Raw genomic sequence first — 16,013 nt, 5'->3', positions numbered from 1 at the left:
CTCGGCGCGTCAGGACGTCGGTGCGTCAGAACCAAATGTCGGTGATCGGGGTCGCGCCGCAGGAGGCGGCCACGCACGCGAGGGTGAACCCGTCTTCCACGGAGCGCAGCACGTTGTCGTGGGTGATGTGCTCGGCGAAGGCGCCGGTTCTGACGTGCTGCCCGTAAAAGATCGTCGGGATCTGGTTGTTCTGGCTGTGGTCGTCCTCGTCGAAGGTGAGGATGAGCACGCTGTTATGGATCTTGGCCCATTGCGCGTAACCGTTGATGTGGGCGCTCAGCCATGAGTCACCCGTGCCGACGCTGCAGTCGTGCATGTCGTTGCAGATGTTGGGGATGACGAACGACACCGCGGGCAGCTTGGTGTAGTCGGTGGGGAACTGGGAGAACGGCACGTTACTGGACGAGGGAACGTTCGTGAAGTTCACCCATGGGTTGTGCTTGCGGTAGTACTTGCCGTTCTGGCAGCCGGTGTAGCCGACAGAGGGAAGGCCTTCGGAGTAGCCGGTGAAGGTGTCACCGGCGGCGATGAGCTGGTGCCCGAGGTTCTCAGTGGAAAAAGTGTGCGGGCAGGAGTCGTCGGTGACGCCTTGCGTGGATCCGGAGAACAGTTCCAGGTAGTTCGGCTGGCTCGGATGGGTGACCGCGAACGACTGGGTGAAGTTGGCGCCACCGGCCTTGAGCGTGTTGTTGATGTACGGTGCCGACGAGCTGCCGATGACGTCGTTGTAGGAATGGTTCTCCATGACGACGATGACGACGTGGTCGGGGCGGGGTACGGTCGCGGCCGCAGCGGGTTGAGCCGCGACGAGGCCGGCGGCGCTCAGCGCTGCTACAGCGAACGCGACCGCGCTCCGCCTGATCCTGGTTATACGCACGAGACCCTCCGCATTCGTACGGATGATTCGGGTGAGCGCCTTGAACGTGCCACACCAATGGCGACGAGTTCGTAACCTGAGGTGAAGGCGGCGGTAATAGTCCACTGGGCCTGAATTACGGACAGTGATCAACGTGTTTGGGCACGGGCCGTCCCGAAGGGCCGGCTGGAACCTCTCACTGGTCAGCGTCGCACTAGAGAAGGTGGCGGAGGCGTACGGGAATCGAACCCGCCGACGACGCCGAGCGCCGTCCAAAGGTTTTGAAGAGAACGGATGATCTACGGGGCGATGTGCCGTCTGACCTGCGCCGGAGCCCGGCGCAGGCGACATAGGGGTGATGATCATTCCGCGCATATTCCGTGAGGTCTCGTTGTCGATCATTCCGCCAGGGCCTTCTGGATCCGTTGGTTGGCGATCTCGCGCTGGCCGTCGATGCACTTCGCGTAGACCCGCAGCAGGACATCGACGCTGTGCCCGGCCCGCTCGGCGTCCTCTTGCACGCGATCATGATCACTGTTCCGCGGCCGAGCTGTGCTGCTGGCGCATGCGTGCGTGCAGAAGGTCAACGGTCGCGTCGCTGGGGGTGACGTAGAACTCGTTGCCTTCCGGGTCTGCCATCATGACGGACTCCAGGACCGCTCCCTGGTTGCGCCAGGCGATGACGCGGGCTCCCAACTCGGTCAGCCGGTCCACCTCCTCGGCCACCCGCCCCCTGGCGGGCGTGAGGTACAGCCGTAGCCGGTTCGGCGCGGTCTTCGGGGCACGGGCATGCCTGAACATGATCACCTGTGGCTGGTTGGGATCGCCGAGGGCGATCCACGGGCCAGACGCCCCCGCATCGATGGGGCACTCCAGCGCCGCGCTCCAGAACCAGGCCAAGGCCTCAGGCTCCACGCTATCTATCTCCAGGCAGTGCACCCGGACGGTCGCGGCCATATCTCCTCCAATAACCGTTCCAGTCCCGTGATGTCGATCACATCACGGAGATTGAGTCCTCTACATATTCTCTGTTTCTTAACGCCCAAATCGTTCGGTTCATAGATATTTACGCAGGTGACAATCCACCACTCCTTCGTTTTTCATCATCGAGTGCATCATTGAGAACTCAGAGTCACATTTTACAGGAAATTGGCGTCGTGACACCCTCATTACCGGTCAGTCAAATCATCGCGTGTCTCATTGCGGGCGGGCATGCGGCAACCCCTGGGAAGGAATGGGTATGATCAAGAATCTCAAAGCCGTCGGGGCGGTCACCGCTCTGGCCCGCTCTGTCGTTGTGTCCGCCTCCGCGGCGGCCGCACCCGCATGGGCGGACGGTCGGTCTGACCTGAGCACCGCAGGCGTCGGTCCGCACAGCACGACGACCTTCGTCGGCGTCACCGTGCCTCAGCACCCTGCAAGCGCAAACGGCACGGCGTCACCGAAGCAGACCATCGGTTGCTGGATCACGGCGCAGGCTCCCCTACAGACGGTGTACCCCAACGGCAAAACGCTATATTCGATGGCGAAGATCACCAAATGCACCTCGCCTGGGCCGGACCAGTGTCTCGTCACGGCCTACATGTATCACTACAATCCTGACGGCAGTGCGACCAGGCGGGCAGACGGCAATGCCAGCCACTCCTGCTCGACGAAGAAGGAAAGCAACGCCTACTTCACGTGCACCTATGATCCGAAGGAGCAATCCGCCTGGTACACCATCGGCAGTCTCACCGTCGTCGTCGACGGCCAAGCGGCCCACAACGACGCCATCAGCGGCAACAATTACTACTGGTGCCGTTAGCCTAGCCTCGATGTTTCGTGACGGCGGTTGGGCCGCGTAGCGGCCCAACCGCTTGTTTTTTGAGACGTTACGCAGAGCTACTTTTCATCTGGTCGCACGGACCCGAGCGGTGGGCCTCGTACGGGCAGGGCGCGGCGATGAGGTCGTGGAGGCGACCGTTCTAAAAGAACTGTGGGGTGCGCCGCCGTTCACCGGGCTGCGCGGCACGTACCTGCAGGTTCTATATGCGGCGGCCGGGGCCGTGGTTGGGCCGGATGCCTTGGCCTGGCTGGTGGAGGTGTTGCGGGTTGTACCCGCGCCGTTGGGCGTCGCGTTCGGCTTGAGCGCGTTGCTGGGCGCGGCGGGCGCGCTGTTCGATGCGGGCCTGGGCGGGCGTGAGCCGGTCGCGCAGAGTGAGTTCCTCATCGATGGCGGCGATCGTCTCCTGGCCCTTGTCCGCGGTGGTGAGGTCGGGGAGCGCCACGTCGACGGCGGTGGTGGCTCGGAGGTGGACGGTGGCTATGTCGCCGGTGATGGCCTTGGCCAGGCGCGTGTCCCAGCGGGTGGTGAGGTCCTGGTGTTCGGCAGTCCCAGCACCCTCGGTCCACGCTTGGGCTGGTGAGCCGGGTTCGTCTTGCTCGTATGCGGGGCGGGCCTGGCCGATCAGCTCGGCTAGGCGGTGGCGCGCGCCGGTCGGGGCGGTGCGCGCGTCGCGCAGCTCGCCCTCGGCCGCGCGCATGTCCTGGTCGATCTGATGGCGGGAGGTGCCGTCCAGCCGCAGCGCGAGACGGCCACGCCGGGACTGGTGCTGTAGCTCCTCGACACGCTGGCGCGCGGCCGCGAGGTGGTCGCGGGCTTCGTCGAGTTCGGCGCGCGCGGCGGTGATCTGCCGCTCGATGCCCGCAACCTTCTCCACCGTCTGGAGACGTTCACGCAGCCGAGAGGCGGCCGGTCCGTTGCCAACGGAGGCCTCGGCGCGCCGGGCGGCGATGCGGCGTTCGCGCGCGGCTTCCTGGCGGATCGCCTGTTGCAGCGTCTCGCATAGGTTCGCCAGTTGAGCGCGGGTGTGGTTGCCGTAGGGGCGTTTGGTCCAGTGCGGGATTCGTTCGGCGACGGGGGCTGGTTCGCGGCCGAGTTCGGTGAGGGCCAGGCGGTCGGCGCGGTCACCTTCGAGGGTGCGCGCGTAGGCGGCGATCGCGCGGGCCAGCTCCTGGCCTTCGGTCTCCGGGTCGCCGTGGCGGGCGCGGTCGGCGTCGTCCTCGAGGAGGTTGCGCGGTAGGTACAGGTGGGCTTGTTCGCGGTCGCGTGACATCGCCGGGTAGAGCGTGTGGGGGGCCAGGCCCTGGCCGTAGACCAGGGTGATGTCGGCGGTCAGGCCCTGGGCGGCGGCGACCGTCATCGCCGTGCCGTGGCTCAGTGCACCGGCGGCGATCTCTGGTGGCGTGATCCAGGCCGATTCGGTGCGGGGGCTGTCGGCAGCCTGGCGGCGCCATTCGACCAGCACGTTGCGGTCGGTGTCGATGGCGGTGATGACGCCGCGGTAGCCGTTCAGCACGTCGACCGCCCCGGCGGGTGGGTTCTTTCGGCGGGTGCGGTAGTCGTTGCGCCGCACCCGGACGTGGTCGCCGACGGCGAACCGCAGGGGCCCGGCCGGGGTGCGGTAGGTGACGTCGGGCCCGGTCAGCTCCCCTGCCGCGCCGCGGAGCGCGCGGGCGGTCGTGTTGATCGCCTCGGCGTCGTTGTTGGTGCCGGCCAGCAGCAGCATGTCGGCGAGTTCGGCGTGGGCGTCGGGGTAGCGGCCGGTGCGCAGATGGGCCCAGTCGGCGAGCATCGCCGCGAGGGTGTCGTCGCGGTCGGCTCCGGCGTGGACGCGGCCGCCGGCGGCCCAGGCGTGCAGGGCCTGTTCGCGGCGGTCGGCGCGCCACAGCTGCAGGGCGCGCCGTTCGATCGGGTCGGCCTGGCGGCGGTTCTCGGTGAGGGTGGGTCCGTCGAGGTGGCGGTGGATCGCGGCGAAGGATCCGCCGACGCCGACGGCTTTGAGCTGCTTAGGGTCGCCGATCAGCACGACCTTCGTGTCGGCCTGCTGGGCGTGGTGCAGCAGGAGGGCGAGTTCGCGGTCGTCGACCATCCCGGCTTCATCTATGACCAGCACGTCGACACCGTCCAGGCCACGGGTGCCGTCGTCGCGGCCGGGCCCGGTGATGGCCTGGATCCACGAGGCGATGGTGCCCGAACCGATCCCGGATTCGGCTTGCAGGTTCTGGGCGGCGACCGCCGCGGTGGCCGCGCCGGCGACGGTGTACCCGGCCGCCTGCCAGGCCGTACGGGCGGCCGCCATGAGCGTGGTCTTGCCCGCGCCGGCGACCCCGACGACCGCGTCGACGCCGTGCCCGGCGCTGACCAGCCGCTCCAGCACTTCGGCCTGTTCTTCGGATGGGGTGAAGCCGCGTGCGGCGTAGAACGCGGCGGCGGCGAGGTCGGCGACGCGCGGATCGACGACCGCGAGGTCGCGGCGTAGCCGTCCCATGCGGCCGCCAGGTTGGTCTCCTCCGCCTCCAGGATGTCGCGGCTGGTGTAGCGGGCGGCGTTCGTCAGGTGCGGCGGGCCGGACGGCAACTGCGCGACGTGCTGTTCCAGGGCGAGGACCGCGTCGGTGAGCTGCTCGGCCTCGACCACGCCCGCCACGCCGCCGGGCAGGGTTTCCAGGACGGCGGCCAGCACGTCGGCGCGGTTGACGGTCTTGCGGTGCGCGGTCAGCCCGTGCTCGGGGTCCCAGACCTGTTCGGCGATCTGCTCGATGCTCGGCTGTTCCGCTGGCTCCCGCGCGCCGCGTTCGGCGGCCTGGCAGATCTGGTCGGGGTCGTGGCCTTGCGCGCGGGCCTGGGTGCGCCAGTCTTCGCGCAGGTCGACCGCGCGAGTGCCGCGCTGTTTGCCTTCCTTGGAGGAGGTCGAGCGGTACTTGCGCTCGGTGGTGGAGGCGGTCTCATAGTCCAGGCCGAGCTCGACGAAGACCTGCTTGATCTGCCCCGTCGCGTTTGGAGAAGTGCTGCCGGAGCTCGGCGAGGATCGCGGCGATCTCCCACGCGCCGGTCTCGGGGTTGTGTTCCCAGGCGATCCCGTACGTCTTCGTCAGCTCGTACCGGATCCGGGCCTTCAGCAGCGCGTCGGCGGCGTGGGTATGCCGGTGCAGGTCCGTGCCGCCGGCGCCGATCGCCGACCACTTGCCGTCGAGGCCGCGGGCCATGTTCGCCAGCACGACGTGGGCGTGCCAGTGCGGATCCGGGGCTTGGCCGTCGACCGGGCGGGCGACCGCGTGCCACATGATCCACCCGGCCAGTCCGGAGGTTTCGATCCGCTCGGCCTGGCGGCCGTCGCCGTGGTGGCCGCGCAGCCCGTAGGCGACCCAGTCCTCCACCGCGGCGACGGTCTCATGCACCGCCGCGGTGTAGACGTCTTCGATCCCGGCCGCCAGCTCGCCCTCGGCCAGGCCGTACAGCACGGACAGGCTCTTGGGCAGGTCCAGCGTCAGGTCATAGCCGCGGTTGCCGATCCGGACCCGCTCATGCCGGTTATTGCGCGCGGCCGCCAGCTTCCCCTCCGGGTAGACCTCGCTCAGGTCGAGGCCGGCCAGGTCCGCCAGCCATTCCAGGTCATTGATCGAGATCGCGTGCGCCTCGCCTTCCCGCTCGATCCCCCGGCCGATCCGTTCCAGGCGCTTGACGGCCTTGCCGCCCGGTTCGCGGCCGCCGATGCTCAACAGCTCCCGGGCGGGAGCACCCGCCTGCAGCCCATGCTCGACCCCGGCGGCCACCAGCGCCGTCACGAACGGCAGCGCGGGCAGCTTGGCGATCGGCGCGACCTCCACCTTCGGATCGACCAGCTGCTCGCCGGTGCGCGGGTCCCGCCCGTCCATCAACGCGTCGGCGGCCTCCATGTCCTCCTCCGACGCCAGCGCCGTACCGGGGGTGATGCCGAACTCGGCCAAGCCGCGCCCGACCCAGACCAGCGGCCGTTCCTCGGCCTCCATCCGGTAGCCGACCTGCCAGTCCGCCTCCTGGCCCTCCCGCTCGACCTGGTCAAGGCCCGGCTCGGGACCGTGCAGATGGCCGATGCCGCATCCGGCGCCCATCAGCCGCCGGTACCTCACCTGCCCGACGTCCGGCCCCAGCTTGACCGTCCACGCCACCCCGATCACCCCGTCCGCCACGGCGGTCGCCGGACCCCGCGACGGCCACCAGGCCGGTATCCCCTCCGGGGATACCTTGGTCCATTAGTTGATCTTGATTGTTGATCTTTCTGTGTTTCGATCTTGCGTTGTGGTGTGGGTGTTTTTAAGTGATAGATACTGTTTTGGGTGTTTTTGATGTATCTGTTGAGCGACAGCTAGATGGCAGTGGGTCCGACAGGTAGTTGTCAGTGCCCGGCGACACGTAGATGTCAGTGGGCCGATCCCGGCCCGCGTCGCGAGCGCCGGCTGGGCGCTGCCCTCGCCGAGGTGCAGGCAGAGCGCGCAGGGGTAAGGGACCGATGAGGCCGCCGGGCCCGTGACGGTCGCGACGGTCTTGACCGCCCGGGACCGGGTTGCGGTGCCATGACGGGCGGTTGCCCCGCCCCGGGGCGGCCGAGTCTGTTCTCGGAACCGGTGGGTCACGTGGCGGGTTCGGCGTAGCGTTCGTTCATGGCGAGCGACAAGCCGTTGGGCATTTCGTGGATCAGAAGCAGCTTCAGCATGCATGACCACGCCGAGTGCGTGGAGGCGGCGGTCGTCCCGGCCGGCTCCGCTGGAACCGCCGACCGTCAGCACTGACATCAAGTTCGGGCCGACCGCTGTCAACATCTCCGCGCTCAGCAAGTGGGTCGGCGACAGGTAAGTGTCAGTGGGGGCCGCTCTGCGGACCGTCGGGCTGTTACCGTCCGGCTGGCGGTCAGTCGGTGGGCTGGTCGTAGTCGCTGAGATCCACCAGGGGGTCGTCGTACGGCGCGCCGTTTCGTTTCTCCGGCACGCCGGGGTTGCTGGTGGTCTTCGGCCGCCAGGAGCGGCGCCGGTGCTTCTGCGGCGAGGTTGGGTCCTGTTCGGTGGGGTCGTTGCTCGCCGGGCGGCGGGCGGGGAGGGGATCGTCGGTCCAGCGCACGCCGTGCGGAACGCGCTGCCATTCCGCGGTGGTGTCGGGGAGTTCTCCGCGTTCATGAGCGATGTCTGCGTCGTTGGCGAGCCGGAGGCTGAACAGGACATCGGGGCTCGGTTCGGCGTGGTGGGGCCCGTTGTAGCACTGCAGCAGCCCGGCCTGTTTGAGGACGTTCTCGGCGCGGCCCGCCGGTGAACCCGGGCAGCCCGCACAACAGCGTGGACTCGATCGTCTGGTGCAGCCGCTCCACCTTCCCCTTACGGTGCGGCTGGTACCCGGGCAGCCGATGCTCGGCCACGCACAGCGCGGCGAACACATCGCGCACCGATCCAGCGGCGAACTCCAGCCCCCGGTCAATCCGGAAGGAGGCCGGAACGGCGCCGAACGGGCCCCGCGCCGGGTCGTAGGCCAGCGCCATCCGGATCGCGGTCAGCACCGTCCCCGCATGCGGACTTAACACGATCGCCCAGCCGACCAGCGCGCGGGTGCCGTCGTCGACGACCGAGGTCAGCCACGGGCACAGGGCGGGCCCACGGGGCGGCAGCACCAGGATCGGCAGCTGCTTGTGGTCCATCTCCCAGACCCGGTTGCGATGAGCGGGCGCGCGGGTGAGGTAGACACTCGCCGCCCGCCGTCCTTCCTCCCCACTCCGCCAGGCCGCGCGCTCGGCCGGAGTCAGCTCCCGCTCAAATGCCCGCTGCAGCGTCCGCTCCGACACCGGCCGGGCCGCCCGCCAGCCGTTCAGCAAGAACTGCGGGATCGCCACCCCGGCCGCCACCTGCTGCCCGGCGATCGCCGCGCAGCGCGCCCGGTGGATGGCCGCGACGTTCCCACGGAAGTGGGCGAAGGCCTCTCGGTCGGTTTCGCTCAGCCGGTAACTATCGGATCGCACAGGACGCTCCCCGCCTCCGTCCGGGCCGATCCACCGCCACACCGTGCGCTCGGACACCCCAGACCCGAGGCCGCCAACCGGACGTGCTCACCCGTCAGGTCCCCAGCCGCACGCAGCTGCCGCAACCGCGTCACAGTGGCCCGGCGGGTTTCGGGATCGACCCTGCCCGGCATGGCGGGTTCCTCCTACCCATCCGGCCCCCGAGCCGACACACTGGGCGCAGCCCCGCTCACGCCGGGCATCAACGCCATCCGGAAGGTAGCAGGAGAACTACGGACAGTTGAGCAACTCCGAGCAAATGAGTCACGGTCCGGTGCCGCCGGATCCGCTGGAGCTGCCGGACTCCGGCGTGCGGCTGTTCGCCGTGCTGAACCGGCGCTGGACCCCTCACCTGCTGTACCTGCTCGCCCGCCGTCCCGCCCGCTTCAGCGAACTCCAGCGCGCCATCCCCGGCATCAGCGCCACCAGCCTCAACGACCGGCTGCGCGACCTCATCGACGCCGGACTCGTCACCCGCCACACCTTCCCTGGCCGGTCCCTGTCCAGCTCCTATGAGGTCACCCCAGCCGGGCAGCTGGTCGGCGCTCACCTGAACCGCATGCTCGATGCGATCCTCGCCGACCTGCACGGGTAACAGCCCGACCGGCGAACCCGTGTGGGGCGTGATTTCGCCCCGCGCCGCCCCGCTGGCCTGGCACGATCATCACCGGCATGATCTCGGGGGAAGGAAGGCCGCCACTGCTCCGGACGAGCTGAAGATGGCCGAGCTGCTGCCTGATGCCGACCGTAGCGATGACCGGGCCTGGGCCACAGAGGACTAAGAGTGGATGGCCTGAGCCCCGGGCCGCTCACTCACCACCGGACGCGCCGCCGAGGTCCGTTACCGGCCGCCGGATAACCGTCGAGTTGCTCGGCGCGCGACATGGAGGACGGTCATCCAGTCCGACGCGACGTCGGCCCCAGAGAACGATCGCGAATGCCAGGAATGGAATAAAAACTACTCCTGCCCACGGAGGGAGAGGGAGTGGCAGCCACATATCGAAAGCGGTCCAGTACAACACGTGAAAGAGTGCGATGACGCCCGGTCCGATCGTGTCACGTGCGACTGCGCGCGTCAGGCATCCGGCAAGTGGGCAGATTACTATGCAGTACGCTAGGACTTTTCCGGGAATCTCGTTGTTCACGTAATGAATCAACGAATTCCAAGAATGGAACTTGTTGAGTACCGCTGATAGTGGAGAATCGCCAGCAGATACAGCGAAAACCAGACACAAGCAGACGGCGACTTCGAGAGCGAAAGCAGCGAATCCCAGAACGCATAGCCGTCGGGCTGCGCGCTGAAGAACGCGGACACGTTCGGGGGCGCACTGCCCGGCTGCATGAAGGAATGCCCCAATCCCCAGACACACTGTTGCGAACGCGGCAGAGACGAGAACGAGTTCGTCAAGCCAGGTACCCCACCAGGCAAGGCCCCGGGCAGCGGACCACATCGGGTCGCTTAGGGTAAAGATCTGGCCGACGAACCTAAACGTCGGGCTAGTAAAGCAGAGCCAGCCTGCGATCAGGTTCGCGGCCACGGCCAAGGCGCGTCTGCTCGCAGCGAGGACGAGGGTGCGGCGGTGGACGCCTGTGATGGCCGAGGACAGATCGCCGACGTTGAGGAACAGGTGAGCGGCGTAGGCGAGACCGCGCAGAAAACGGGTGAGCGGAAGCCCCTCTGTCTTGTCTTTGATGTGATTGAGTTCCGCGATCCACTCGGAAGTCCGGTCGGCGCGTACGCTCAATGACCGTTCGTCCGAGGGATTGGCAAGACATTCCTTACAGGGACCGATGTCTTCACGACAGTTGTCACAGCGATCGCTGGGCAGGTGGCGAGCGGCCAGACGTATTAACGCAACGGGAATCAGGTCAAGGCGAGTCCGTAGTTCCTCACCGACCAGGTTGGAAAGCATCCCTCCGATGATTGCGCCCGCGGTGAGCTGACCGAAGAACTCTTTGAAGGTGCTCATGCCGGATCGCCTTCGGGCTGGGGCTGCCCGAACGGACGCGGACTGCGGTTGAGTTGTTGATGCAGAAGAGCCAGCTCTTGACGGGCCGATTCCGCGCCGTTTGGAGTGAGGCGGTACAGGCGGCGGGGCGGGCCGTCGCCGGGGCCAGGGTCCACGGTTCGGCTGAGCCACCCAGCGCGTTCGAGGCGGGCCAGGATGGGATAGAGCTTGCCGCTAGGGAAACCGGTTTGGCGCATGAGGTCGTAGCCGTAGCGTGGTTCGGAGGGGTCGGTCAGGAACTCGCTCAGAACCTGCGCGACCGCGACGGTGACCCTGACGTCGGTCATGTGTATGAATCTTACATAGTCGGCCGTCAAGGGCGGGTCAAACGACCGCCCTCCGCTCGGATCCGTGTCAGCCAGGGGAAGAGTAGCCCTGCGTGACGGCGGTGACTGCGGGTTGTCGTACCGGCGGGCCGCCGAGCTGTTCACCGCGGCGAACGCCACGTACCCGGGCTGGCCGTGGATGCTGCACGGCCACCACGGTGCGGTGTGTCGCCGAGAGGGGTGATCGCGACCGTGCGTGACCTCGAAAGGGCGGCCGTACCCGAGCGGTCACGCCTGCCGTTCCTCGCGCTAACGTCGTCCGCCAGTCCCGCCACCTCACCGGCGCCGGGCCCCACTTGGGTCGGTGTCACCAGCCGGCCGCTGCGGCGTACGTCCCACGATGACGCCCTCGGACGGGATCGGCATCAGTAGAGGGCGATTGACGGGCTGGGGCGGCTCAGCCGGTTATGTGGGTGATGGCATGGGCCAGGGCCGAGGCCGTGATCCACAGCGTGTAGAGGAGCATTCCAACGCAGAAGGCGAGCCAGACGATGATCAACAGGCAGATCGGTACGAAGAAGATGATGAACGTCACCTCACAACCCTTGGGCAATGATGGGTCTGGGGCTGTGTTGTTGCTGTATTCGGCGGATTCCGTGCTGGGCGCATCCCCTCCTACCTCGAGGCCGTGGTGACCGCCATGGTGCGCGCAGTTGCCGTGACCGTGTGACGCAGAGTGGCCCGTGGCCGCGCATGCAGAACCGTGGCCTCCTCCGTGGCCTCCTCCTCCGTGTCCGCCGCTGCTCCCTTGCATCTGGCTCCTCCGAGAGTGATGTGCTGTCGAGTAGTTCGACATCTTGGATCCGCGTCGTTGGTGCAGTCCTGCCCGTGCGGGCGGATCTGGCGGATCCGGCGAGTGGCGACGGCCATCTGACGTCACGTGAACGAGCCGCGGCACGATGACATGCCTGATCCAGCCATCGGTTCAGAGGTTGAGCAACGGGCCGCCGGCGGGCAACTCGACGCGGGCCGCCTGGGTGCCGGCCTCGGGTCAGGGACGCTGAGCAGTTTCGAGGGCCGACTCGCGAACGGCGAGGGCCGGAGGGGAGTTCCTCCGGCCCTGCGGGTCTTCCTATCCTCCGGGTGGGTTCAGCTGGGGCCGCAGTCGTGGACGACGCGCTGGGTCGGGTCGGAGTGCCATTGTGGCTGGCCGGTGGGCCCCATGGTGGTGTGCGAGATCGTTTCGTCGTAAGTGCGGTACAGGTGGGGGTTGCCGTTTGATCCCCCGGTGTGGGACTCGATGTACTTCAGGTAGGCCGCGGCCATGAAGTAGACGAAGTAGTGGTCGCGGGGCTCGCAGTAGGAGTCCGCAGAGTCGCCGCGAAGCGTGATCGGTCGCGTCGGGGCGGGCGTGGCGTGTGCGATCGGGGGACAGGCCAGTACCGAAGTGGCGGCCAGCGCCAGGCCGGCGCAGAACCGGCGTGAGGTGATCGGCAGACGGGGCATCGAGATTCCTTCCTGTTGTGGCGTGAAGTAGCTGAGACGCGGACTAAGGGAGGGGCAGCCGCGGCCCCGGTGCTGGCGATGGACCCCACCAGGGCGGCCGGCGGGGACGCGCGGCGGGTCTCACCTGGTTGGTGAGGCCGGGAGGGCTGCCGGCATGAGGGTCGCTAACTGCAGGGCATCTCGCGGATGTTGGATTCCTTGCGTGCGACGGTGTCCCACGTGGCGCCGTTTCGCCGGAAGGCCTGGATGACGGTCTTGTACGTGCTGGGGTCTGTGCCCTCACAACCCTTGACGACCGATCGGGCTCCCGATCCGTAGTCGACGGGGTTGAGATCGAGGGAGGCGACGCGTTCCCATCCCCACCACCGGTGTTCGTAGAGGGTGATCACGATCCGGGTGAAGTCGCTGCCGCCGCATCGAGTCCAGCTTCCCGACCCCTTGGCCGCCTCGTCGTGGTGGTCGTACACGGTCAGGCCGATGTCGACAGCGGTGGTGCAGTCGGCCGCGGACGTGTTCGAGGTCTGTGCGACCGTACGGGACCAGGCGGTCGAGGGGGCGCCGGCGGCGAGGGCCGTCGCGACGGCGGCCGAGCCGACGAGCGCGGCCAATGTGCGGCGTGAATTGGTCATGCCATGACCTTCCGTGCTCAGGGCTTGCGCCCTATTGCGTGTGGATTGGTGGCCCGCGGCGATGACAGTCACGCTTGGGGCCCTCATCGAGCTTCAAAGCCGGCTCGGGCGTCCGGCAACAACAAGCCCCGTCCGGAGCTGTCCGCCCAGGTCAGAGCCTCAAACCCGGATGTCCGTGCACACCCTGTCGCCATATGACTACGATGTGTCCCTGTCGGTGAAGGGGTGATATGGGGCAACACGGCGGGGACTTGGCCTCCGAGTTGGGGCGCCTGTATGAAGCGGCGGGCAGGCCCGGGTACCGGAAGCTGGCGGTGGAAGCTGGACAATGCGTTCCTCCGGTGGCGCTCGGCCGCGCCACACTGGGAGATTGGATCCGCGGCAAAGCGGTCCCCAGCGACCCGAAAGTTCTCAAATGGGTCGTCGAATACCTGGAAGAACGGGCCCGACAGGAGGCCAGGGATTCAGCAGAAGGCCCCTTTCAGTCGCATGGCTGGACGTACTGGGAGAAACTCCGCGATCGCGCCGAAAAGAAGCAAGGCATCGGCGACCCGCCCAAGGCGGCCAGGGCCGCGCTCTGGAAGCGGATCGCCCGGCATCGCGTCACCCAGATCGTCGCCTCCATGGGTGTCGGTGCGATCACCACTGCCTATGTGATGTCGGATTCACGCACCATGGCACCGACGATCAGCCTCCACCGGTATCAGGACAGGCCACAGGTGATCTCCGCGGACGGAACCCACCCCAAGATCAAGTGGGCGACCAGCGAGGACAGCTGGAACATCGCCTACAACACGACGGGGCTTGGAGCGTGCCCGAAGGGTTCTGTCTGCCTCTTCCAAAACCCGAACTACGATCAGGCGGCAGGCTGGATGCTGTTCGCCCGACGGATCGATGGGCAGCTCTACGAGCTGCCACCCCCCTACGACAAGGCCATGCGCTCGTGGGCGAACAAGACCACCCTCGATGTGGACTGGTATCCCGGCCACGGCCGCACAGGCGAACCACACCACATGCCATCGCACAGCCAGATACCCGACGTCGGCGCTGACACCAACACAGCCTCATCAGTCAGGTTTTACACCGACGCATGCGCATTCGGCGAAACCGGCCCCCAATGCGCACAAGCACAAAAACGCGCCAGGGACTACTGACCCGGTCGGCCCAGGCGGAGCCGGCCGCTTTCGGCGAACTTCTGAGAATGACGCATTCCCGGAAGTGCACTCCCGCCATGACTTCCGAGAACGCGCAAAATCCGGGGCCGGGCGACCTCGGATCCACTTCCGAGAACACGAACCCCGCTCCGGGCGCGGCCGCGGACCCGACCCCTGGCAACGGTGCGACACCCGCAGCGGGGACACCGCGGCGGCGCGGCGCGCGGCCCACCCCACTGCCCGAGGACTTCGCCGAGTTCCTCACCGACTACGCCGCCGTCCTGGAAACCGTCCCGCTGTCACCCGACACCCGGCGCACCTACGTCTCGCGCGTGCGGATGTTCCTGGCCTGGCTCGCCGACGGCACCGGCCGCCGGCGCTACCGCGGCGACCCGCTGACCAACCCCACTGCCCGCGACTGGGCCGTCCGCGACTACCGGCTGTACCTGCTGCGGGAGGCCACTCCGAAACGCTCGGTCCGCTACTGCAACAACGCCCTCGCCGCCCAGGATGACTTCTACGTCCGGCTCGGCCTCGGCAAGGCCAACGTCGGCCGCGACGAGTTGCCCAAGACCGCGCCCAAGGCGATGGACGCCCGCGCGGAGATCCGCTGGCTGCGCGCCGTGGAGGCTTGGCCGCACGCCCGCGACCGGGCCATCGCGCTGCTGCCGTTCTACGCCGGGCTGCGCATCGGCGACATCGTCGCCCTCGACGTCGACGACGTACGGCTGTCCGCCCGCAAAGGGAACCTGCGCGTCTTCGGCAAAGGCGGCAAACCCCGCGACGTCCCCGTCCATCCCGCCCTCGCGGTGCTGCTGCAGGACTGGCTGGACGAGCGCGCCTCCTGGCCCGGCGCCGCCACTGAGCGGGCGCTGTTCCTCTCGCGCCGCCGCGGCCGGCTCACCACCCGGGCGGCCTCCGACGTCTTCACCGCGATCGCCGAAGCCGCCGGGCTGGAAGATGCGACCACTGCGCACGTGGGACGGCACACCTTCGTCACCCGACTGATCCGCGGCGGCGAAGATCTCATCACCGTCGCCGAAATCGCCGGCCACGCCCGCCTGGAGACCCTGAAGGTCTACAGCCAGCCCACCGATGAGGACAAACACAACGCCCTTCGCCATCTCACCGTCGACCGCTGATCGGAGACCCGCCATGGCTCCCATGCAGATCGAGGGCAGCGCCTTTAACTCGCTGCGATCCTTCATCGGCGAGTACGCCGTCACCGCCTGGCGCCACGCCCAGGGCGGCAACCCGGTCCTGTTCGGTGGCCGGCGAGCAGGCCACGACATCAGCGACCAGGACATGCTCATCGACGCCAAGGTCCTGGTACCGACCACACCGTCCGAACGCCGCACCTGGCCCGGCCACGACTGGAAGGTCGCCCGCGACCGCCACGCGCCCTTCAACCCCGAGAAGACCACACACATCGCCCTCGTCGCTCTCCCCGAGGACATGCCCTTCGAACTGGTCGATGACGGCGGGCGCGTCTCCATCAGCACGGCTTACAAGGACGCCGAGATCTTCCTCATCGCGGTGGCGGAATTCAACAACCTGCTCGACCCCGTAGCCGGAGACACGGAGCGTTGGCGCTACCTGATCCTCGAGACTTCGTGGCTTCACCAACACCGAGTTCAGTAGCGGATCGTGCTGACATTTACCTGTCGTCCACCACTGTCAATTACCTGTCGCTGAACAGTATCGCTGATGTTCAGCTGATCTATGAGTTATTCGTCTGTTTGGGTGATGTACG

At 67.5% G+C, this 16,013-nt stretch carries 18 protein-coding genes; 6 read left to right on the top strand and 12 right to left on the bottom strand.

Features of this window, described 5'->3' with window-relative positions; all coding sequences use genetic code 11:
- Positions 1–25 precede the first annotated feature (25 nt).
- The 3 genes from AB0I04_RS05185 to AB0I04_RS05175 form a co-directional block, all read right to left on the bottom strand.
- The gene (locus AB0I04_RS05185) at positions 26–877 is read right to left on the bottom strand and encodes an alkaline phosphatase family protein (protein WP_360879262.1); all 852 of its coding nucleotides are present in this window, start codon (positions 875–877) and stop codon (positions 26–28) included.
- A gap of 377 nt (positions 878–1,254) precedes the next feature.
- A complete protein-coding gene (locus AB0I04_RS05180; RefSeq protein WP_360879259.1) occupies positions 1,255–1,377 on the bottom strand; it encodes a hypothetical protein in 123 nt (40 codons plus the stop codon).
- Positions 1,378–1,387: 10 nt separating this feature from the next.
- Positions 1,388–1,813, bottom strand: coding sequence for a VOC family protein (locus tag AB0I04_RS05175; RefSeq protein WP_360879256.1), 426 nt, complete (start codon positions 1,811–1,813; stop codon positions 1,388–1,390).
- Positions 1,814–2,096: 283 nt separating this feature from the next.
- Here AB0I04_RS05175 and AB0I04_RS05170 point away from each other — a divergent pair, with 283 nt between their 5' ends.
- A complete protein-coding gene (locus tag AB0I04_RS05170; RefSeq protein WP_360879253.1) occupies positions 2,097–2,660 on the top strand; it encodes a hypothetical protein in 564 nt (187 codons plus the stop codon).
- A gap of 220 nt (positions 2,661–2,880) precedes the next feature.
- Here AB0I04_RS05170 and AB0I04_RS05165 read toward each other — a convergent pair whose 3' ends face one another.
- A complete protein-coding gene (locus tag AB0I04_RS05165; protein WP_360879250.1) occupies positions 2,881–5,166 on the bottom strand; it encodes an AAA family ATPase in 2,286 nt (761 codons plus the stop codon).
- Positions 5,167–5,622: 456 nt separating this feature from the next.
- Positions 5,623–6,846, bottom strand: a complete 1,224-nt coding sequence (mobF, locus tag AB0I04_RS05160) for a MobF family relaxase (protein ID WP_360879247.1) — start codon at positions 6,844–6,846, stop codon at positions 5,623–5,625.
- Between the two features lie 471 nt (positions 6,847–7,317).
- Between mobF and AB0I04_RS05155 the strand changes: the two genes are divergently transcribed.
- The gene (locus AB0I04_RS05155; RefSeq protein ID WP_360879244.1) at positions 7,318–7,446 is read left to right on the top strand and encodes a hypothetical protein; all 129 of its coding nucleotides are present in this window, start codon (positions 7,318–7,320) and stop codon (positions 7,444–7,446) included.
- Positions 7,447–7,564: 118 nt separating this feature from the next.
- On the opposite strand, the gene AB0I04_RS05150 is transcribed toward AB0I04_RS05155, so the two are convergent.
- Positions 7,565–7,771 (bottom strand): hypothetical protein, encoded by a 207-nt coding sequence (locus tag AB0I04_RS05150; protein ID WP_360879242.1) that lies wholly within the window; start codon positions 7,769–7,771, stop codon positions 7,565–7,567.
- Between the two features lie 52 nt (positions 7,772–7,823).
- Positions 7,824–8,657 carry a transposase family protein gene (locus AB0I04_RS05145; RefSeq protein WP_360879239.1) on the bottom strand — a complete coding sequence of 278 codons (834 nt, stop codon included), beginning with the start codon at positions 8,655–8,657 and terminating at the stop codon, positions 7,824–7,826.
- Positions 8,658–8,955: 298 nt separating this feature from the next.
- On the opposite strand from AB0I04_RS05145, the gene AB0I04_RS05140 reads away from it, so the two are divergent.
- Positions 8,956–9,291, top strand: a complete 336-nt coding sequence (locus AB0I04_RS05140; RefSeq protein WP_360879236.1) for a helix-turn-helix domain-containing protein — start codon at positions 8,956–8,958, stop codon at positions 9,289–9,291.
- Between the two features lie 214 nt (positions 9,292–9,505).
- On the opposite strand, the gene AB0I04_RS05135 is transcribed toward AB0I04_RS05140, so the two are convergent.
- The 5 genes from AB0I04_RS05135 to AB0I04_RS05115 form a co-directional block, all read right to left on the bottom strand.
- Positions 9,506–10,666 (bottom strand): hypothetical protein, encoded by a 1,161-nt coding sequence (locus tag AB0I04_RS05135; RefSeq protein WP_360879233.1) that lies wholly within the window; start codon positions 10,664–10,666, stop codon positions 9,506–9,508.
- A complete protein-coding gene (locus AB0I04_RS05130; RefSeq protein ID WP_360879230.1) occupies positions 10,663–10,992 on the bottom strand; it encodes a PadR family transcriptional regulator in 330 nt (109 codons plus the stop codon). Before AB0I04_RS05130 ends, AB0I04_RS05135 begins: the two co-directional genes overlap by 4 nt.
- 436 nt (positions 10,993–11,428) lie before the next feature.
- Positions 11,429–11,566: a hypothetical protein gene (locus AB0I04_RS05125; protein ID WP_360879227.1), complete on the bottom strand. Its 138-nt coding sequence runs from the start codon at positions 11,564–11,566 to the stop codon at positions 11,429–11,431.
- Positions 11,567–12,120: 554 nt separating this feature from the next.
- Positions 12,121–12,477 carry a hypothetical protein gene (locus AB0I04_RS05120; protein WP_360879224.1) on the bottom strand — a complete coding sequence of 119 codons (357 nt, stop codon included), beginning with the start codon at positions 12,475–12,477 and terminating at the stop codon, positions 12,121–12,123.
- 164 nt (positions 12,478–12,641) lie between these two features.
- On the bottom strand, positions 12,642–13,106 hold the full coding sequence (locus AB0I04_RS05115) for a hypothetical protein (protein ID WP_360879221.1): 465 nt from the start codon (positions 13,104–13,106) through the stop codon (positions 12,642–12,644).
- 251 nt (positions 13,107–13,357) lie between these two features.
- On the opposite strand from AB0I04_RS05115, the gene AB0I04_RS05110 reads away from it, so the two are divergent.
- The 3 genes from AB0I04_RS05110 to AB0I04_RS05100 all read left to right on the top strand — a co-directional run bounded on the left by AB0I04_RS05110 (position 13,358) and on the right by AB0I04_RS05100 (position 15,901).
- Positions 13,358–14,260, top strand: coding sequence for a peptidase inhibitor family I36 protein (locus tag AB0I04_RS05110; RefSeq protein ID WP_360879218.1), 903 nt, complete (start codon positions 13,358–13,360; stop codon positions 14,258–14,260).
- 77 nt (positions 14,261–14,337) lie between these two features.
- Positions 14,338–15,402: a tyrosine-type recombinase/integrase gene (locus AB0I04_RS05105; protein ID WP_360879214.1), complete on the top strand. Its 1,065-nt coding sequence runs from the start codon at positions 14,338–14,340 to the stop codon at positions 15,400–15,402.
- A gap of 13 nt (positions 15,403–15,415) precedes the next feature.
- Positions 15,416–15,901, top strand: a complete 486-nt coding sequence (locus tag AB0I04_RS05100; protein WP_360879211.1) for a hypothetical protein — start codon at positions 15,416–15,418, stop codon at positions 15,899–15,901.
- Positions 15,902–16,013: the final 112 nt, after the last annotated feature.

Source organism: Actinoallomurus sp. NPDC050550 (assembly GCF_040655075.1).
Classification (GTDB): Bacteria; Actinomycetota; Actinomycetes; order Streptosporangiales; family Streptosporangiaceae; genus Actinoallomurus.
Note: the sequence above shows the minus strand (reverse complement) of the source record. Positions and strands in the feature narration are given on the sequence as shown.